Genomic DNA, 22,330 nt, shown 5'->3' on the forward strand with positions numbered 1-22,330 from the left:
AGGAAACCGCCCTCACGGGCATAGAACGTGCCCTGCTGATCCGGATCCGCACTGTAGAGCCGCTCCAGATCCCAACCACGATCCACCGGGAACTCGCCGATGGCGTCACCACCACTCGACAACAACCGCCACAGATCCTCCGGCGTACGCACCCCACCCGGGAACCGGCAACTCATCGCCACGATCGCGATCGGATCGTCATCGACGGCCGTCACCGCCCCCACCACCGGACCCGCGATCTCCGCCCGCGTGCCGAGGAGTTCGTCCCGCAGGAAGGCGGTCAGCGCGGAAGCCGTCGGGTAATCGAAGATCAGCGTCGCGGGCAGGGTCACACCCGTCACCGCCCCCAGCCGATTGCGCAGCTCGACAGCGGTGAGCGAGTCGAACCCCAGCTCCTTGAAAGCACGCTCCGCGCCGACCGCTTCCGAGCCGTCGTGCCCCAGAACCACCGCGACCTGCGCACGGACCAGAGCGAGCAGCTCCCGCTCCAACTCGGCCGCACCGAGACCGGCGAACCTACCGACTGATGCGCCAGTGTCCTCGGCCCGCGCGGCAGGCCCGGCAGGCCGGGTCTCCAGCAGCTCGGCGAAGAGGTTGCTCGGGCGTACGACGGTGAACGCGGGACCGAAACGTTCCCAGTCCACGTCCGCCACCAGCAGGGCCGCAGCATCGCTGGACGCCGACACGCTCTGCCGCAGGACGGCCATGGCCGTGTCCGGCGCCATCGGCGGCAGACCCTCACGACGCATCCGGGCCTCAAGGGCTTCGTCGGCTGCCATTCCGCCATCGGCCCACGGGCCCCAGGCGAGGGAGGTCGCGGCCAGACCGGCCGCACGCCGCTGCTCGGCAAGCGCGTCCAAGTAGGCGTTCGCAGCAGCGTAATTGCCCTGGCCGGCGGCGCCGACCGTGCCGCTCATCGAGGAGAACAGTACGAAGGCGGAGAGCTCGATGCCGAGCTCGACCGTCAGCTCGTGCAGGTTGAGGGCGGAGACCGCCTTGGCCCGCAGCACTGACTCGAACCGCTCCGGGGTCAGAGCATCCAGCACCCCGTCATCAAGGATCCCGGCCGTGTGGACGACCGCCGTCAGCGTGTCGGCCTCCGCCGCGAGGAGAGCCCTCAGCGCATCGCGGTCGGCGGCGTCACACGCCACCACCGACACCTCGACACCCGTTCCCGACAGTTCGACGGCCAGCTCGGCCGCCCCGGGCGCCTCCGCGCCCCGGCGGCTGGTCAGCACCAGACGCGCCGCGCCGGCTTCGGCCAGCCATCGCGCGATCCGACCACCCAGCGCGCCCGTACCGCCCGTCACCAGCACGGTTCCGGTCGGCGTCCAGGAATCCGAACCCCCGGCTGCCGCACGCACCAGGCGACGTCCGAAGACACCCGAGGAACGGACCGCGAGCTGGTCCTCGCCGTGGGCACCATCGGCGAGCACACCGGCCAGTCGGGCCATCGCCCGCTCGTCCCACACCTCGGGAAGGTCGACGAGACCTCCCCAACGCTCCGGCACCTCCAACGCCGCAACCCGACCCAGACCCCACACCTGCGCCTGAACCGCCGACACCAGCGCATCGGAACGGCCCACACTCACCGCACCCCGCGTCAGGCACCACAACGGGGCCTCAACGCCGGCATCGCCCAACGCCTGCACCAGGGCGGACGTCGTGACGACACCGGCAGACTCGTCCAGGGCGAGCAGCGACACCACACCGGCGACGGACCCGACGCCGGACAGCAGGCCGGCCAGAGCAGCCCGCTCCGTCCCCGCATCCACCTCGACCCGCCGGACCTCGGCGCCGCGCCCGGCCAGCGCCTCCACCACGGCCGTGTCATCCACGGCTCCGCCCGGGAGCACGACCAGCCAGGTGCCCGACAGCCGCACACCGGCGGCGCCCGCCGCAGCATCCGTCAGCGGCTTCCACGTCACCCGGTAGCGCCGGCGGTCCACTTCGGACCGGGTCCGCAGGTTGCGGCGCCAGGCCGACAGTGCGGGGAGAACCGAGCCCCACGCACCCTCGTCGTCCATGTTCAGGGTGTCGGCGAGGGACTCCATGTCCTCGCGTTCCACGGCGTCCCAGAATCGGGAGTCCAGGTCGGGGCCGGCGCCGTTGCGCGCCGCGCCCGTCAGCTGCAACCAGAAGCGCTGCCGCTGGAAGGCGTACGTCGGCAGCTCCACCCGGCGGGCGCCCGTACCGGCGAAGAACGCCGACCAGTCCACGTCCAGGCCCCGCAGGTGGGCCTGAGCCAACGAAGCGACCACCGTCTCGGGCTCGGGACGCCCGTTGCGGAGAACGGGAACGAAGGCAACGGCTTCACCGGCTGTCACACCCTCCTGAGCCATGGCCGAGAGCACGCCACCCGGGCCGAGTTCGACGTACGTCGTCACGCCCGCCGCTTCCAGGGTCCGGATGCCGTCGAGGAAGCGCACGGCTTCGCGGACGTGGCGGACCCAGAACTCGGCGGTGGCGAGTTCCTCGGTGACGAGGGTGCCGGTCAGGTTCGACACCACCGGGATGTGCGGTGCGGCGAACGCCAGCCCCTCCACCACCCGGCGGAAGTCCTCCAACATGGCGTCCATGCGCGGCGAGTGGAACGCGTGGCTGACCGCGAGCCGCTTGCTCTTGCGGTTACCGAGGGACTCCACCACCGCGACCGCGGCGTCCTCATCGCCCGCGATCACGACCGACTGCGGGCCGTTCACGGCGGCGATGCTCACCCGGTCCGTCAGCAGCGGCAGGACCTCGTCCTCCGAAGCCTGAACGGCGATCATCACGCCACCGGCCGGCAGCGCCTGCATCAACCGACCACGCGCCGCGACCAACGCGCACGCGTCGTCCAGCGACAACACACCCGCCACATGCGCGGCAGCGATCTCACCGATCGAATGCCCCGACACGAAGTCCGGCCGCACACCCCACGACTCGACCAGCCGGAACAACGCCACCTCAACCGCGAACAACGCCGGTTGAGTGAACCGAGTCTCGTCCAGCAGCGCCGCATCCGACCCGAACAGCACGTTCCGCAGCGGTACTTCGAGGTCGAGACGGGAGAACACCGCATCCAGTGCCTCCGCGAACACCGGGAAGGCGTCGTACAGTTCGCGCCCCATTCCCAGCCGCTGGCTGCCCTGACCGGTGAACAGGAAGGCAACCTTGCCGCCGACCGGCGAGCCCGTCACGACCCCCGACGTCGAGCGGCCCTCGGCCAGTGCCTCAAGGCCGGCCAGGAGTGCCTCACGGTCCGTGGCGATGACGGCCGCGCGGTCCTCGAACGAGGCCCTGCCCGTCGTCAGCGACCACGCCACATCGGCCGGCCGCGCGTCCGGCGTGGCCAGGACGTACGACTGGAGCTGACGCGCCTGCGCCTGGAGCGCCTCCGTGCCCTTAGCCGAGAGGACCCACGGCACCGACGGGAGGGGTACGGTCTCGCCCCCGGACGTCGTCGCGGCCACTTCCGCGGCCATCGGCTGCTCGATGATGGTGTGGGCGTTGGTACCGCTGATGCCGAACGAGGACACACCCGCACGACGCGGACGACCCGTCTCCGGCCAGTCCAGGGCCTCCGTCAGAAGACTGACATCGCCCGCTTCCCAGTCGATCTGCGACGACGGCGCGTCCACGTGCAGCGACTTCGGCAACACACCGTGCCGCATCGCCATGATCATCTTGATCACACCGGCCACGCCGGCCGCCGCCTGCGTGTGCCCGATGTTCGACTTGATCGAACCCAGGAACAACGGCCGACCCTCGGCGCGCTCCTGCCCGTACGTCGCCAACAACGCCTGCGCCTCGATCGGGTCCCCCAGACGGGTACCCGTACCGTGCGCCTCCACCGCGTCCACATCCGCGCCCGACAACCCGGCACTGGCCAGCGCCTCACGAATGACCCGCTGCTGCGAAGGCCCGTTCGGCGCCGTCAGACCATTGCTCGCACCGTCCTGGTTGACCGCCGAACCCCGCACCACCGCCAGCACCCGATGCCCGTTGCGCACCGCGTCCGACTGCCGCTCCACGAGCAGCATGCCCGCGCCCTCGGCCCACCCCGTGCCGTCCGCACCGTCCGCGAAGGACTTGCACCGACCGTCGGAGGCCAGACCACGCTGACGACTGAAGTCGATGAACGTCTCCGGCGTCGCCATGATCGCCACACCACCGGCCAGCGCCATGTCGCACTCGCCCTGCCGCAACGCCTGGATCGCCCAGTGCAGAGCCACCAACGACGACGAGCACGCCGTGTCCACCGTCACCGCCGGCCCCTCAAGCCCGAAGGTGTAGGCAATACGGCCGGAGGCGATGCTGCCCGCGTTTCCGGTGCCGAGGTAACCCTCCACTCCCTCGGGCAGTTCGTCTCCGCTGCCGGCGCCGTCCCCGATGCCTATCCCGGTGACGTAGTCGTGGTACATGACGCCGGCGAACACGCCGGTCCGGGTACCGCGCATCGACGTCGGGTCGATCCCCGCCCGTTCGAACGCCTCCCACGACGTCTCCAACAGCAACCGCTGCTGCGGATCCATGGCGAGGGCCTCGCGCGGCGAGATCCCGAAGAACGCCGGATCGAACTCCGCCGCATCGTGCAGGAACCCACCCTCACGCGTGTACGACGTACCCGCGTGATCCGGATCCGGGTGATACAGCCCCTCCACGTTCCAACCACGGTCGGTCGGGAAGCCCGTAATCCCGTCCCCACCCGAGGAAACCAGCTGCCACAGGTCCTCCGGCGTCCGCACACCACCCGGGAACCGGCACCCCATACCCACGATCACGATCGGGTCGTCGGCCACGCCCACGGAGGTCCGCACCGGCGTCCTCGGGCCGTGCTCTCCGGGTGCAGCGGGACCGCCGGTCACCGCAAGTTCGTTCAGCAGGTGGCGGGCGAGAGCGTGTGGCGTCGGGTAGTCGAAGATCAGTGTCGGCGGGAGCCGCAGGCCGGTCTCCGCCTTCAGCACGTTGCGCAGTTCCACAGCCGTCAGCGAGTCGAAACCAAGATCCCGGAACGCCCGCTCGGCATCCACGGCCTCAGCACCCGCATGCCCGAGCACCCCAGCTACCCGACCGCACACCAGCTCCAGCAACACGCCCTCGTGCTCCGCGACCGGCAACCCGAGCAACCGAGCCACCAGCGGCGAGGACCCGACATCAGCCGCCCCACCCGCACGCCGCTCGACCATCCGCCGCGCCGGCACCCGCACCAACCCACGCAACAACGCCGGCACCGAACCCGACGACACCGCCTGCGCCCGCAACACCGACACGTCCAGATGCATCGGCACCAACACCGCCGCATCGAGTCCCATGGCCAGGTCGAAGAGCCCAAGCCCCTCGTCGGCAGCCAGCGCAGCAACGCCGTCCCGTGCGATACGCCGCAGATCGACCTCGTCGAGGGTCGCCGCCATTCCGCTGTCACTGCCCGTCTGCGGGGCCCACAGACCCCAGGCGAGCGCGGTGGCCGCAAGACCCTCGGCGCGACGCTGCTCGGCCAGCACCTCCAAGAAGGCATTGGCCGCCGCGTAGTTCGCCTGCCCGGCCGCACCGAACGCCGCAGCCGCACCCGAGAACAGGACGAACGCCGAGAGGTCGAGTGCGCGGGTGAGTTCGTGCAGGTTCCAGGCCGCATCGACCTTCGGACGCAGAACAGCGGCCACTCGCTCAGGGGTGAGCGAGGAGAGCACGCCGTCGTCCAGGACTCCCGCGGTGTGCACCACAGCGGACAGCGGGTGCTCGGCCGGTACGGACGCCAGTACGACGGCCAGCGCATCCCGGTCGGCGATGTCGCAGGCGACGAGGTCGACGTGCGCGCCCAACCCGACCAGTTCGGCGACCAGTTCCTCGGCTCCCTGCGCCTCCGGACCGCGCCGGCTGGTGAGCAGCAGCCGCCGCACTCCGTACGCGGTCACCAGGTGGCGGGCGAACAACCGGCCCAAACTGCCCGTGGCACCCGTGATGAGCACCGTGCCCGACGGGTCGCCCAGGCTGATCCGGGCCTCGGAAGCAGCGTCCACGGACGGCACGCGCACCAGGCGCGGCACGCTGACCACGCCATCCCGGACCGCCAACTCCGGCTCACCGGACGCCAACGCGGCGGCAAAACCGACTGCCGAAGCCGCGTCCACGTGCCCGTCCACGTCCACGTCCACGTCCAGCATCACGACCTGGCCCGGGTTCTCCGACTGCGCCGACCTCAGCAGACCGCGCACCGCGCCACCCGCCAGATCCCGCACACCCTCCCCCGCACCCACGACCACCGCACCCGACGTCACCCACACCAGACGCGTACCCGCGAACCGATCGTCGCCAAGCCACCCCTGCACCAACTCCAGCGCGCCGTTCACCGCCGCGTGGACGGAGCCCACGGTGTCCCCGGCGAGCGATTGCACGCCCGGCAGCACGAAGACCGCGTCCGGGACCGGCTCCCCCGCGTCCAGCGCCGTACCCAGCGCGTCCGCGTCGGCGTACACGGTGACCAGCGCACCCGTGCCGCCCAAGCCGAGCTCATCGCGGCCCAGGACGGCCCAACGAAGGCCGGTCGGGGCAGCCACGGTCGGCGCGGGCATCCATGCGACGCGGAACAGGGACTCGACATGGCCACCGGTAGCGGCGTTGACCTGCTCGGCCGAGGCCGGCCGCAACGTCAACGACTCCACCGCCGCCACCGCCCGCCCGAACTCGTCCGCGACCAACAACGCCAACGTGTGCGGGTCCTCCGCGGACACCGGCGTCAACCGCATCCGCAGCGCCGAAGCACCCCCCGCGAACAACGAAACACCGGACCACGAGAACGGCAGCAGCGCCCCCTGCGCGATCGCGTCGGACTCGCCGTGGCCGATGGCGTGCAGGCCCGCGTCGAGCAGCGCCGGATGCAGACCGAACCGCGCCGCGTCGCGGCGGCCGTCCTCCGGGAGCACGACCTCCGTGAACAGGTCGCTCCCGCGCCGCCAGGCGGCCTTCAGCCCCTGGAACAGGGGCCCGTAGGTGACACCGGCCGCGGCCAGCTCCTCGTACAACCCACTCACGTCCACCGCGACGGCGTCGACCGGCGGCCACACCGCCAACTCTTCGAACCCGGCCGCGGCCTCCGATCCGGCACCCACGGCCAGCACACCGGACCCGTGACGCGTCCACAGCTCCTGCGTGGGTCCGTCCTGGAGCCGGGAGTACACGGCGAACGCTCGGCTGCCGGAGGCGTTCGGCGCCTCGACCACGAGCTGGAGCTGGACGCCGCCGTGCTCCGGCAGGACCAGCGGGGCCTCCAGCGTCAGCTCCTCGACCACATCGCAGCCGACCTGGTCACCGGCCCGAACCGCCAACTCCACGAAAGCCGTGCCCGGCAGCAGCACCCCACCGTGGATCGTGTGGTCGGCGAGCCAGGGGTGCGTGTCCAGCGACAGCCGGCCCGCCAGGATCGCGCCTTCGGAATCGGCGAGCGCGACCGTCGCGCCCAGCAGCGGGTGTCCGGCGTCGCCGAGGCCGATCGCCTCCGCGTCGCCGGTGGCGACCAGCGTCGCGCTGGGCCAGAACCGCTGTCGCTGGAAGGCGTACGTCGGCAGGTCGACGCGTCGGGCGCCCGTCCCCGCGAAGAACGCCGACCAGTCGACGTCAACACCGTGCACGTGGGCCTGGGCGAGGGCGGTGACGACGCTCTCGGCCTCGGCGTGGCCCTTGCGCAGCACGGGCAGGACGACGACCGCAGCGGCCTCGTCCGTCACGCAATCCTGCGTGAGGGCGGACAGCACACCGTCCGGCCCCAGTTCGACGTACGTCGTCACGCCCGCGGCCTCCAGGGCGCGGACTCCGTCCAGGAAGCGGACCGCGTCCCGTACGTGCCGCACCCAGAAGTCTGCCGAGCCCATCTCGCCGTCGACGACGAGGGCGCCGGTCAGGTTCGACACGACCGGGATGGTCGGATCGGCGAACGTCAGCCCTTCCACGATCTGGCGGAAGTCGTCCAGCATGTCGTCCATGCGCGGCGAGTGGAACGCGTGGCTCACGGGCAGCCGCTTGCTCTTGCGGCCGACGAGCGATTCCACCACCGCGACGGCGGCGTCCTCATCACCCGCGATCACCACCGACTGCGGCCCGTTGACGGCCGCGATGCTCACCCGGTCCGTCAACAGCGGCAGGACCTCGTCCTCCGAAGCCTGAACGGCGATCATCACGCCACCGGCTGGCAGCGCCTGCATCAACCGACCACGCGCCGCCACCAACACGCACGCGTCATCCAACGACAGCACACCCGCCACGTGCGCGGCAGCGATCTCACCGATCGAATGCCCCGACACGAAGTCCGGCCGGACACCCCAGGATTCGAGCAGCCGGAACAAGGCCACCTCGACCGCGAACAAAGCCGGCTGCGTGAACCGCGTCTCGTCCAACAGAGCCGCATCCGAACCGAACAGGACTTCCCGCAGCGGGAGTTCGGTCAGCGTGTCCAGGTGGGCACAGACGGCGTCCAGCGCGTCGGCGAACACCGGGTAGGCGTCGTACAGTTCGCGGCCCATCCCGAGCCGCTGGCTGCCCTGGCCCGTGAACAGGAAGGCGGTGCTGCCGTCGTGGGCCGTTCCCGTGGTGAGTCGGGGCGAGGTCTCGCCGGCGGCGAGGTGTGCGAGGGCGGTCCGCAGGTCCGCGTCCTCGCCGACGGTCAGGAGGGCGGCGGCGCGGTGGTCGAGGCGTGCGCGGCCCGTGGCCAGCGAGTACGCCACGTCGATCGCGGTCGTGTCGGCCGCGGTCGTGTCCGCCGCGTCCGCGTCCGCGTCGCCGCCTTCGTTGGCGGCGTCCAGGTGTGCGACCAGAGCCGCGGCCTGTGCCCGGAGGGCTTCGTCGGTCTTGCCGGAGAGAAGGTACGGAACGACGCGTGCCGGCTGCACGGTGGGCAGCGGCCGGGCGTTCGCGGGAGTCTCGGCGTCCGGCGCCTGCTCGATGATGGTGTGGGCGTTGGTGCCGCTGATGCCGAACGAGGAAACGCCGGCCCGGCGCGGACGCCCGGTCTCGGGCCACCGCACGGATTCGGTCAGCAGCTCGACGTCTCCGGCGGTCCAGTCGACGTGCGGGGTGGGCGCGTCCACGTGCAGCGTGCGGGGCAGCACACCGTGCCGCATCGCCATGACCATCTTGATCACACCCGCCACACCGGCGGCAGCCTGCGTGTGCCCGATGTTCGACTTCACCGAACCCAGCAGCAACGGCAGACCCTCCGCCCGCTCCTGCCCGTACGTCGCCAACAAGGCCTGCGCCTCGATCGGGTCCCCCAGACGGGTACCCGTACCGTGCGCCTCCACCGCGTCCACCTCGGCCGCCGACAACCCCGCACTGGCCAACGCCTGCCGGATCACCCGCTGCTGCGACGGCCCGTTCGGCGCCGTCAAACCATTGCTCGCACCGTCCTGATTGATCGCCGAACCACGCACCACCGCCAACACCGGATGCCCGTTGCGACGAGCGTCCGACAGCCGCTCCACGAGCAGCATGCCGACACCCTCACCCCAACCCGTACCGTCCGCACCCTCCGCGAACGCCTTGATCCGACCATCGGCCGCCAGCCCGCGCTGACGACTGAAGTCGATGAAGTTCTCGGGCGTCGACATGACCGTCACGCCACCGGCGAGCGCCAGGGTGCACTCCCCCTGCCGCAGCGCCTGCACGGCCCAGTGCAGGGCGACGAGCGACGAGGAGCAGGCGGTGTCGACCGTGACCGCCGGACCTTCGAGGCCGAACACGTAGGAGAGGCGTCCGGACATGACGCTTCCCGCGTTGCCGGTGCCGACGTGGCCTTCCAGACCGTCCTGTTCACGGGCCACCAGGGACAGGTAGTCCTGGCCGTTGGTTCCGATGAAGACGCCGGCGCGGCTGCCGCGCAGGGTCCCGGCGTCGATGCCGGCCCGCTCGAACGCCTCCCACGAGGTCTCCAGCAGCAGCCGCTGCTGCGGGTCCATCGCCATGGCCTCGCGCGGGGAGATCCCGAAGAAGTCGGCGTCGAAGTGCGCCGCGTCGGCGAGGAATCCACCCTCACGCGTGTACGAGGTGCCCGTCCGGTCGGGGTCGGGGCTGTAGAGCCGCTCCAGGTCCCAGCCGCGGTCGGCCGGGAACCCGGCGACGGCGTCCGTACCGTCCGCGAGCAGCTGCCACAGGTCTTCGGGGGTCCGTACGCCGCCGGGGAAGCGGCAGCTCATCGCGACGATCGCGATGGGATCGCCGTCGGCGGCCGAAGCGACGGGCAGCAGCGCGCCGGAGACGGCGACGCCGCCCACGAGCTCGGCGCGGAGGTGGTCGGCCAGGGCGGCGGAGGTGGGGTGGTCGTAGACCAGCGTGGTGGGAAGCCGCAGCTCCGTCGCCGCGGCGAGGCGGTTGCGCAGCTCGACCGCCGTGAGCGAGTCGAACCCCAGCTCCTTGAAGGCGCGTTCCGCGCCGACCGCTGTGGAGCCGTCGTGGCCGAGTACGGCGGCCACGTGCGTGCGGACCAGGGTGAGCAGCTCCCGCTCCTGCTCGGCGGGCGCGAGTACGGCGAGGCGGCCGGAGAGGGTGAGGGGCCGGCCGGTGGGAGCGTCGGCCTGTCCGTGGGCGTCGGATCGGGCCTGCGCCGCCGCGCGGGTCGCACGTACCTCGCTGAGGTCGCTGAACAGTTCGCTGCGGCGTACGGCGGTGTGCTGTTCCAGGTACCGGTCCCAGGCGACGTCGGCCACCGTGACGACGGCATCCCGGGACCCGACGGCCTGCCCGAGGGCTCGGATCGCCCGAGGGGCGTCCATGGGCGGTACGCCGTCCCGACGCATCCGGGTCTCAAGGGCTCCGTCGGCGGCCATGCCGCCCTCGGCCCACGGACCCCACGCGATCGACGTCGCGACCAAACCGGCAGCACGACGCTGCTCAGCCAACGCGTCCAAGTAAGCGTTGGCGGCGGCATAGTTGCCCTGACCGGCCGCGCCCACCGTGCCACTCATCGAGGAGAACAGCACGAACGCGGACAGCTCGATCCCCAGCTCGACGGTCAGCTCGTGCAGGTTCAGCGCGGAAACCGCCTTGGCCCGCAACACGGACTCGAACCGCTCCGGAGTCAGAGCGTCGAGCACCCCGTCGTCCAGGATCCCAGCCGTATGCACCACCGCCGTCAACGTGTCCGCCTCGGCGGCCAGCAGCGCACCCAACGCATCCCGGTCAGCGGCATCACACGCCACCACCGACACCTCGACACCAAGCTCCGACAACTCGGCAACCAACTCGGCCGCACCCGCAGCGTCCGCGCCCCGACGACTGGTCAGCACCAGACGCCCGGCCCCGGCCCCGGCCAGCCAACGGGCCACCCGGCCACCCAGCGCACCCGTACCACCGGTCACCAACACCGTCCCCGACGGTGTCCAGGACGCGGAGCCCTCGGCACGTACCGCGCGCACGAGGCGACGGCCGAAGACCCCGGAGGCGCGGATCGCGAGCTGGTCCTCAGCAGCGGCTCCCCCGGCCAGGACGCCGGCCAGCCTTGCCAGGGTCCGCTGGTCCCACGCTTCGGGAAGGTCGACCAGACCACCCCAACGCTCCGGAACCTCCAACGCCGCCACACGACCCAGACCCCACACCTGCGCCTGGACCGCCGACACCAGGACATCGGAACGACCCACACTCACCGCACCACGGGTCAGACACCACAACGGCGCCCCCACCCCGGCATCACCCAACGCCTGCACCAGAACAGCGGTGTCGACGACACCCGCCGACTCCCCCAGAGCCAGCAGCGACACCACACCGGCCACGGGGCCCGCACCCGACAGCAGACCGGCCAGAGCAGCCCGCTCCGAGGCGGCGTCGACCACCACGCGCCGGACCTCGGCTCCCCGTACGGCCAGGGCGTCCGCCACGGCCGCCGTCAAGGAGTCCTCGTGCGCGGCGGGTACGACGACGAGCCATTGGCCGCCCGGCGCACTGGAGGTCAGCGCCGCCGCCGTGAGCGGCTTCCACGACTCCCGGTAGCGCCAGCCGTCGATCTGCGCCTGTTCCTGGTTCTGCCGACGCCAGGCCGACAGCGCGGGTACGAAGTCGCTGAAGCTCGCGTCGTCGGCCACGTCCAGTTCGGACAGCAGGGAGGCGAGGTCGCCGCGTTCCACCGCTTCCCAGAACCGCGCGTCCACCCCGTCGACCGCCCGTGCGGGCACGGGAGCGCCGCCCGGCGCGGCCGTCTCCGGCCAGAAACGCTGCCGCTGGAAGGCGTACGTGGGCAGCTCTCCCGGCGCGGCGCCCGTACCGGCGAACCAGGCGGACCAGTCCACCTGCGCACCCCGTACGTGCGCCTCGGCGACAGCGGTGAGCGTCGACTCGGCTTCCGCGCGGCCGGCGCGCAGCACCGGCACGAAGGCGGTGTCCACGTCGGCGGTCAGGCAGTCCTGGGCCAGGGCGGACAGTACGCCGTCGGGGCCGATCTCGACGTACGTCGAGACGCCGGCCGTCTCCAGGGTCCGCACGCCGTCGAGGAAGCGCACGGCCTCCCGGACGTGTCGGACCCAGAACTCGGCCGAGGTCATCTCGTCGGTGACGAGAGCGCCGGTCAGGTTCGACACCAGCGGTATCCGCGGGGCCGCGTACGACAGCCCCGCCACGACCTGGCTGAAGTCGTCCAGCATGGCGTCCATGTGCGGCGAGTGGAAGGCGTGGCTCACCGGCAGTCGCTTGGTCTTGCGGCCGGTGAGCGATGCGGCGATGGCCGCCGCGGCATCCTCGTCGCCCGCGATGACTACGGCCTGCGGGCCGTTGACGGCGGCGATGCTCACCCGGTCGGTCAGCAGCGGCAGGACCTCGTCCTCGGATGCCTGTACGGCGATCATCGCGCCACCGCCCGGCAGGGCCTGCATCAATCGCCCCCGCGCCGCCACCAACACACACGCGTCATCCAGCGACAGCACCCCCGCCACGTGCGCGGCGGCGATCTCACCAATCGAATGCCCCGACACGAAGTCCGGCCGGACGCCCCACGATTCGAGCAGCCGGAACAAGGCGACCTCGACCGCGAACAAGGCCGGCTGCGTGAACCGCGTCTCGTTCAACAGGGCCGCGTCCGACCCGAACAGGACGTCCTGCAACGGCACATCGAGCTGCGAGTCGAGACGTGCGCACACCGCGTCCAGCGCGTCGGCGAACACCGGCTGGTCGGCGTAGAGTTCGCGCCCCATGCCGAGGCGCTGGCTGCCCTGTCCGGTGAACAGGAAGGCCAGTCCGCCGCCCGACACCGTGCCCTGCACGAGGCCCGGCACGGGCTCGCCCGCCGCCGCGAGCCCGCGCAGGCGGGCCGTCAGCGCCTCGCGGTCTTCGGTGCCCGCCACCAGCACGGCTCGGGTCTCGAACTTCGACCGCTGGACTGCGAGCGAGTACGCGGTGTCCAGGACATCGGCCTGCGGGGTGTCGGCGAGCCACGACGCGAGCTGCTCCGCTTGGGCGCGCAGCCCGGCGGGGTTCTTCCCGGTGACGACGTACGGCAGGACCGGAGGGCTGCCTGCGGTGCGCCGCTCGGTGGCCGCGGCCTCGGCCGGGAGCGGGGCCTCTTCGATGATGGTGTGGGCGTTGGTGCCGCTCAGTCCGAAGGAGGACACGCCGGCCCGGCGCGGACGGCCGGTTGCCGGCCAGTCCCGCTGCTCGGTCAGCAGCTCGACGTCTCCGGCGGTCCAGTCGACGTGCGGGGTGGGCACGTCCACGTGCAGCGTGCGGGGCAGCACACCGTGCCGCATCGCCATGACCATCTTGATCACACCCGCCACACCGGCGGCAGCCTGCGTGTGCCCGATGTTCGACTTCACCGAACCAAGCAGCAACGGCAGACCCTCCGCCCGCTCCTGCCCGTACGTCGCCAACAACGCCTGCGCCTCGATCGGGTCCCCCAGACGGGTACCCGTACCGTGCGCCTCCACCGCGTCCACCTCGGCCGCCGACAACCCCGAACTGGCCAACGCCTGCCGGATCACCCGCTGCTGCGACGGCCCGTTCGGCGCCGTCAAACCATTGCTCGCACCGTCCTGATTGATCGCCGAACCACGCACCACCGCCAACACCGGATGCCCGTTGCGACGAGCATCCGACAGCCGCTCCACGAGCAGCATGCCGACACCCTCACCCCAACCCGTACCGTCCGCACCCTCCGCGAACGCCTTGATCCGACCATCGGCCGCCAGCCCGCGCTGACGACTGAAGTCGATGAAGGCATCCGGGGTGGACATCACGGTCACACCACCGGCGAGCGCCATGGTGCACTCGCCCTGGCGGAGCGCCTGCACCGCCAGGTGGAGGGCGACGAGCGACGAGGAGCAGGCGGTGTCGACCGTGATGGCCGGTCCTTCCAGCCCGAACACGTACGAGAGACGACCGGACACCACGCTCGCGGCGTTGCCCGTGCCGACGTGTCCTTCGAGACCGTCGGCCTCGCCCGCGACGAGGGACAGGTAGTCCTGTCCGTTGGTCCCGACGAACACGCCCGCCCGGCTGCCCTTGAGCGCGGCGGGGTCGATGCCGGCGCGCTCGAAGGCCTCCCACGAGGTCTCCAGCAGCAGCCGCTGCTGCGGGTCCATGGCGAGGGCCTCGCGCGGCGAGATCCCGAAGAAGTCGGCGTCGAAGTCGGCGACGTCGTAGAGGAAGCCGCCTTCGCGGGCGTACGAGGTGCCCTGCGTGCTCGGGTCGGCGTCGTAGAGGGCGTCGAGGTTCCAGCCGCGGTCGGCCGGGAACCCGTCGACCGCGTCCGTACCCTGCGCGAGCAGACGCCAGAGGTCTTCGGGGGTCCGTACACCGCCGGGGAAGCGGCAGCTCATCGCGACGATCGCGATCGGATCGCCGTCGGTCGGCGCGGCGGTCGCGGGCTCCGGCAGCGCGGGGTCCGCGGCCGTCGCACCGCTGCCCACGAGTTCGCCCCGCAGGTAGCCGGCGAGGGCCGACGAGGTCGGGTAGTCGTAGACGAGGGTGGTGGGCAGCTTGAGCCCGGTGGCCGCGCCCATGCGGTTGCGCAGGTCGACGGCGGTCAGGGAGTCGAACCCGAGCTCCTTGAAGGCGCGTTCGGCGCCGACGGCGTCCACGCCTTCGTGTCCGAGTACGGAGGCGACCTGGGTACGGACCAGGGCGAGCAGTTCCCGGTCCTGTTCGGCCCGGGGCAGTTCGGCCAGCTTCGCGAAGGTGGCCCCCGCGACGTCGGCGCCCGTCACCACGGTGCCGTGGCCGGTGACTGCGGCTTCGCCCGCCGATGCGGCGGTGAGGAGGCCGCGGACGAGCGGGTTGGGCCGGACGGCGGCCACGACGGCCGCGAAGCGGTCCCAGTCGATGTCCGCGACGGTCAGGGCGGCTTCGCCCATGCCAACGGCCAGCGCCAGTGCGGCGATTGCGTCGTCGGGCGCCATGGGCGGAACACCTTCGCGGCGCATCCGGGCGTCCATCGCCTCATCGGCCGCCATGCCGCCCTCGGCCCACGGACCCCACGCGATCGACGTCGCGACCAGACCGGCAGCACGACGCTGCTCGGCCAACGCGTCCAAGTAAGCGTTGGCGGCAGCATAGTTGCCCTGGCCGGCCGCGCCCACCGTGCCGCTCATCGAGGAGAACAACACGAACGCGGACAACTCGATACCCAGCTCGACGGTCAGCTCGTGCAGGTTCAGCGCGGAAACCGCCTTGGCCCGCAGTACGCCTTCGAACCGCTCCGGAGTCAGAGCGTCGAGCACCCCGTCGTCCAGGATCCCAGCCGTATGCACGACCGCCGTCAGCGTGTCGGCCTCGGCGGCCAGCAGCGCACCCAACGCATCCCGGTCAGCGGCATCACACGCCACCACCGACACCTCGACACCAAGCTCCGACAACTCGGCAACCAACTCGGCCGCACCCGCAGCGTCCCCACCCCGACGACTGGTCAGCACCAGACGCCCGGCACCCGCCCCGGCCAACCACCGCGCGACCCGACCACCCAGCGCACCGGTACCACCGGTCACCAGCACCGTCCCCGACGGCACCCAGGAATCCGTACCCCCCGCCACCGCACGCACCAAACGACGCCCGAAGACGCCCGAGGAACGCACCGCGACCTGGTCCTCACCGACAGAACCACCGGCCAACACACCCGCCAAGCGGCCCATCGCCCGCTCGTCCCACACCTCGGGAAGGTCCACCAGACCACCCCAACGCTCCGGAACTTCCAACGCCGCGACCCGACCCAGACCCCACACCTGCGCCTGGACCGCCGACACCAGGACATCGGAACGACCCACACTCACCGCACCACGCGTCAGGCACCACAACGGCGCCCCCACCCCGGCATCACCCAACGCCTGCACCAGAACAGCACTCTCAACGACACCCGCCGACTCCCCCAGAGCCAGCAGCGACACCACACCGGCCACAGAGCCCGCACCCGACAACAGACCGGCCAGAGCAGCCCGCTCCGTACCCGCCTCGACCACCACACGGCGCACCTCGGCCCCACGCCCGACCAACGCACCCACCACAGCCGCGTCATCCACGCCTCCGGCAGGAACCACCACCAGCCAGACACCCGACAGCCGCACACCCGCGCCGTTCGCGGCGTCCGTCAGCGGCTTCCAGGCGTCGCGGTAGCGCCAGCCGTCCACCGTGGAGCGGGTGCGTACGCGGCGGCGCCAGGCCGACAGGGCCGGCACGACGTCGCTCAGCGGCTGCTCGCCGTCCGCGTCGAGTTCGAGGGTCGCGGCGAGCGCGGCCACGTCCTGGAGTTCGACCGCGTCCCAGAACGCGCTGTCGGCCGGGTCGGTCCGGTGCCCGGACGTCGTGGCCGGTTCGGCGGCGGGGGTGCGGGCGTCCATCCAGTAGCGCTGTCGCTGGAAGGCGTACGTCGGCAGTTCCACGCTCCGGGCGCCCGTACCGGCGTAGAAGGCGGTCCAGTCGGCGGCGGCGCCCCGGACGAACATGCGGGCGACGGCGTCGAGCAGGGTGGCGGGCTCGGCGCGGCCGGAGCGCAGTGCGGCGGCGAAGGCGGGGTTCGTGGGGTCCTGCGGGTCGGTGACCAGGCAGTCCTGGGCGAGGGCCGTGAGGACGGGGTCGGGGCCGAGTTCCAGGAAGGAGTCGGCGCCGCGCGCCTGGAGGGTGCGTACGCCGTCGAGGAAGCGGACGGCTTCGCGGACGTGGCGGACCCAGTGCTCGGGGTCGGCGAGTTCGCCGGCGGTGGCGGTGGTACCGGTGAGGAGGGAGACGACGGGGAGGGTGGGCTGGGCGTAGTCGAGGACCTGGGCGATGCGTCGGAACTCGTCGAGCATGCCGTCCATGTGCGGCGAGTGGAAGGCGTGGCTGACGGTGAGCCGCTTGCTCTTGCGTCCGCCGAGGGATTCCACGACCGCGACGGCGGCGTCCTCGTCACCGGCGATGACGATCGACTGCGGGCCGTTGACGGCGGCGATGCTCACGCCGTCCGTCAGCAGCGGCAGGACCTCGTCCTCCGATGCCTGGACCGCGATCATCACGCCACCGGTCGGCAGTGCCTGCATCAACCGACCACGCGCCGCGACCAGGGCGCAGGCGTCTTCTAGGGAGAACACGCCGGCGACGTGTGCGGCGGCGATTTCGCCCACGGAGTGGCCGGCCACGAAGTCGGGCCGCACGCCCCACGATTCGACGAGGCGGTAGAGGGCCACCTCGATCGCGAAGAGGGCGGGCTGGGTGTAGCCGGTCTGGTGGAGGAGGGCCGCTTCGGGGGTGCCGGTCTCCGCGAACAGGACGTTTTGGAGCGGGAGTTCGAGCTGTTCGTCGAGGAACCAGCAGGTGTCGTCGAGGGCGTCGGCGAACGCCGGGTAGGTCTCGTAGAGTTCGCGGCCCATGTCCAGGCGCTGGCTGCCCTGGCCGGTGAAGAGGACGGCGAGGCGGCCCGCCGCGGGTTCGGTGCGGATGACGGTGGGTGTGTCGGTGGCGTCGGCGAGGGCGCGCAGGCCCTGCACGAGGGTGGTGCGGTCGTCACCGAGGATGACGGCCCGCTGTTCGAAGCGGCCGCGGGTGGCGGCGAGGGAGTGGCCGATGTCGAGGGGGTCGACCTCGGGCCGGGTGTCGAGCCAGTCGCCGAGGCGGCGGGCGGCGGCGCGCAGGGCTTCGGGGGTCTTGGCGGACAGGGTCCAGGGCAGCGGGCCGGCGGGCGCTTCGGCCGACCGGGACGGCGTTTCGTCCGCCGTGCCGTCCGCCGTGCTGTCCGCCGTGCCGTCCGCCGCGCGGTCTCCCGTATCGCCCTCCGCTCCCTCGCCGGCGTCCTCGCGGTCTTCGGCCGGCGGCTCCTCGATGATGGCGTGCGCGTTGGTGCCGCTCATGCCGAAGGAGGAGACGCCCGCGCGGCGCGGGGCGTCGGAGGCGGGCCAGTCGACGGACCGGGTCAGCAGGGAGACGGCGCCCGCCTCCCAGTCGACGTGCGGGGTGGGCTCGTCGACGTGCAGGGTGCGGGGCAGGACGCCGTGCCGCATCGCCATGACCATCTTGATGACGCCGGCGACGCCGGCGGCGGCCTGGGTGTGGCCGATGTTCGACTTGAGGGAGCCCAGCCACAGCGGCCGGTCCGCGGGCCGGTCCTGGCCGTACGTGGCCAGCAGCGCCTGCGCTTCGATCGGGTCGCCCAGCGTGGTGCCGGTGCCGTGCGCTTCCACGACGTCGACGTCGGCGGCCGACAGGCGGGCGTTGGCGAGGGCCTGGCGGATGACGCGCTGCTGTGCCGGGCCGCTGGGCGCGGTCAGGCCGTTGGAGGCGCCGTCCTGGTTGATGGCGGTGCCGCGGACGACGGCCAGGACGCGGTGGCCGTTGGCGCGGGCGTCGGAGAGGCGTTCCACGAGGAGCATGCCGGCGCCTTCGCCCCAGGCGGTGCCGTCGGCGGCGGCCGCGAAGGGCTTGCAGCGGCCGTCGGGGGCGAGGCCGCGCTGGCGGCTGAAGGAGACGAACGAGCCGGGGCTCGCCATGACGGCGACGCCGCCGGCGAGGGCGATCGTGCATTCGCCGGTGCGCAGGGCCTGGACGGCGAGGTGCAGGGCGGCCAGGGAGGAGGAGCAGGCGGTGTCGACGGTGACGGTGGGGCCCTCGAAGCCGAAGGTGTAGGCGATGCGGCCGGAGGCGACGCTCGCCGCGTTGCCGGTGAGGAGGTAGCCCTCGAACCCGTCGGCGGCGTCCTCCAGGCGGGGGCCGTATTCCTGGGTTTCGGCGCCGACGAAGACGCCGACCTGTCCGCCGCGGAGCTGGGCGGGGTCGACTCCGGCCCGGTCGAAGGCCTCCCAGGAGGTTTCCAGCAGCAGGCGTTGCTGCGGGTCCATTGCCGTGGCTTCGCGGGGGGAGATTCCGAAGAACGCGGCGTCGAATTGGTCGGCGTCGTGGAGGAATCCGCCTTCGCGCGCATACGTGGTGCCGGAGCTGTCGGGGTCCGGGTCGTAGAGCGAGTCGAGGTTCCAGCCGCGCCCGGTGGGGAATTCGGAAATGGCGTCGGTGCCGGCGGCGACGAGGTCCCAGAGCGCTTCGGGGGAATGCACGTCGCCCGGGAACCGGCAGCCGATGCCGACGATGGCGATGGGCTCGTCGCTGCTGACGGCCGCGGCGACGGGGGTTTCTACGGGGCTGGTCAGGCCCAGGAGCAGGGCGTGGATCCGGCGGGCGAGGTGGGCGGGGGTGGGGTGGTCGAAGGCGAGGGTGACGGGCAGTCGCAGGCCGGTGTCGGCGACGAGGCGGGCGTGCAGGTCGACGGCGGCGAGGGAGTCGAAACCGAGGTCGAGGAAGGAGCGGTGGGCGTCGAGCGTGGCGGGCGCGTTGTCGCGGAGCGCGGCGATCACCAGGGAGGAGACCCAGTCGAGCAGGGTGGTGTGTTGTTCGCCCGCGGTCAGGCCGGCGAGGCGTTCGCGCCACCGTTCGGGGCTGTCGCCGCTGCTGACGTCCTGGGTTCCGCCGGCCTCGGGGGCGCCGTCGATTTCGGCTGCGAAATCCTGGGATTCGTTCAACATCGCGCGCTCCATCACTCCGTGCAGAGAAACCTAAGACCGGTTATGACCCTGGCACGTGAAAGGTGCCGCAGAAACCCCTAACAGGCCCCTAGGGGCCCCTATGCGGGGACGCTGCGGAATGCGCGATGAATATGTGTGTGCGACTGGATCATAATGCCCTCGGAGTGCGGGTAATTGCAAGAATCCCGAGGAAGGTTTCCGTGGTGACGGGAAACGGGTGCGGGCCGGCGGGGGTCTCCCCGGCCGGCCCGTGGCGCGGTCCGTGCTACATGCGGATCTCGGGCTGGTAGACGTCCAGCCAGATCGCGGTGTCCAGGGCCCGTTCCAATCCGTTGCGGGCGGCGGGGGTCAGGCTTTCGGGGGTGGCCAGTACCGTTTCGCCGAGCCAGTCGCGGCTGACGATCTGGAAGACGGGGCCGTCCTCGCCGAGGAGTTCCTTGGCGTGCCGCTGGAGGGCCTCGGCGTAGCGCCAGTCCTGGATGACGGGGTAGGGGCTCTTGGTGCGTTCGATCACGGATCGTGGGAGCAGGTTCTTGGTGGCGCCGCGCAGCAGGCTCTTCTCGCGGCCGTCGTAGGTCTTCATCGTCCAGGGCGTGTTGTAGACGTATTCGACGAGTCGGTGGTCGCAGAACGGGACGCGCACTTCCAGTCCGACGGCCATGCTCATGCGGTCCTTGCGGTCGAGCATCATCCGCAGGAAGCGGGTGAGGTGGAGGTACGACATGACGCGCATGCGTTGTTCGTGCGGGCTCTCGGAGTCCACGCGGCCGATCTCGGCGAGGGCGGTGGCGTAGTTTTCGGCGACGGTTTCCAGCGGGTTGAGCGCGATGAGGGTGTCGAGGTTGTACATCTCGACGGGTTGGGTGTTGGGGGTAGCGCCGATCATGCCGGCGGTGATCCAGGGGAAGGTGTCGCTGTTCTGGACGGTGGGGTTGTGGAGCCAGCCGTAGCCGCCGAAGACCTCGTCGGCGGCTTCTCCTGAGAGGGCGACGGTGGAGCGTTCGCGGATGGCTTTGAACAGCAGGTGGAGGGAGACGTCCATGTCGCCGAGGCCGGCCGGGCTGTCGCGGGCGATGACCACCTGGCGGCGCACCTCGGGGTCGGCGACGGAGGCGGGACTGAGGACGATGTCGGTGTGGTCGGTGCCGGCGTGGCGGGCCATCGCGGTGGCGAAGTCGGCGTCGTGGCTGCCGTGGACGCCGGTGGGGACGAAGTCGTCCGAGGCGCCGCTGAAGTCCACGGCGAAGGTGTGCAGGGGGCGGCCTTCGGCGGCGCGGTGCCGGGCGGCGATCCCGGTGACCGCGCTGGAGTCGAGGCCGCCGGAGAGCAGGACGCAGGTGGGGACGTCGGCGACGAGTTGGCGGCCGACGCTGTCGTCGAGGAGTTCCCGGACGTGTTCGACGGTGGTGTCGAGGTCGTCGGTGTGCTCGCGGCTCTCCAGCCGCCAGTAGGTGTGGCTGCGGATGCCGGCCCGGTCGACGGTGACGACGGTGCCGGGGACCACTTCGCGTACGCCGTCCCAGATGGTTTCGCCGGGCGGCCGGTGGAGGGCGACGAACTCGCGCAGGCCGCGGGCGCTGACGACGGGCTTGGCCAGGGGGTTGGCGAAGATCGCCTTGGGTTCGGAGGCGAAGAGCACGCCGTCGGTGGTGGGGTGGTAGAAGAGCGGTTTGACGCCCATCCGGTCGCGGATCATGACGAGTTTGCGGGTGCGGGCGTCCCAGATGGCGAAGGCGTACATGCCGTTGAGTCGGGGGGCCATCGCCTCGCCCCACTCCAGGTAGGCGTGGAGTACGACTTCGGTGTCGCTGGAGGTGCGGAAGTGGTGGCCGCGTCCGCGCAGTTCCTGGCGGAGTTCGACGAAGTTGTACACCTCGCCGCTGTAGGTCAGGGCGACGCGGCCGTCGGGGGTGGTGGCGTGCATGGGCTGGACGCCCCCGACCAGGTCGATCACGGCGAGCCGGCGGTGGCCGAGTGCGGCGGGGCCTTCGATCCACCTGCCTCCGGCGTCGGGTCCGCGTCCGGTCAGGGTGTGGACCATGCGGTCCAGGGTCGAGGTCTCCTGGGCCAGGTCCCGGTCGTAGGCGATCCAGCCGGCGATGCCGCACATGTGGTGCTCCTCAGTCTCGCGGCGCTTCCTCCCGACGCCCGGCGGACGCGCCTGTTCGGCCACGACGCTAGGTCCGGACCGCGGGGGCCCACATCCCCTACGACCCCCTATCGCAAAGAACAAGGCAAGTCGAGGCAAAGGAAGTTCATGCCCGGAGGGGCTCAGGTAAAGCCCGAATAAAGGAACGCCCGGGGCTGCCACAAGAAGGTATGCGCACGCAAAAGCGGAGGGGTGGTCACGAGGACCACCCCTCCGCCCGCGAGCCCGACCACCGCCGGAACACCGCCTGTCGGGT

Annotated in this window: 2 protein-coding genes; both read right to left on the reverse strand. The window is 71.6% G+C overall.

The window, feature by feature from the left end:
* Nucleotides 1-19,925 (reverse strand): type I polyketide synthase (locus AB0D46_RS07390; protein ID WP_362876317.1); only part of this gene is annotated, 19,925 nt, incomplete at its 3' end.
* 265 nt (nucleotides 19,926-20,190) lie between these two features.
* Complete coding sequence (gene asnB, locus AB0D46_RS07395; protein ID WP_362876318.1) at nucleotides 20,191-22,035, reverse strand: asparagine synthase (glutamine-hydrolyzing); 1,845 nt, start codon at nucleotides 22,033-22,035, stop codon at nucleotides 20,191-20,193.
* Nucleotides 22,036-22,330: the final 295 nt, after the last annotated feature.

This window comes from Streptomyces sp. NPDC048383 (assembly GCF_040651775.1).
Taxonomy (GTDB): Bacteria; Actinomycetota; Actinomycetes; order Streptomycetales; family Streptomycetaceae; genus Streptomyces.

Bases quoted from the DNA above. Each gene is read 5' to 3' on its own strand.
- asnB (WP_362876318.1), bottom strand. From the start codon at position 22,035: ATGTGCGGCATCGCCGGCTGGATCGCCTACGACCGGGACCTGGCCCAG.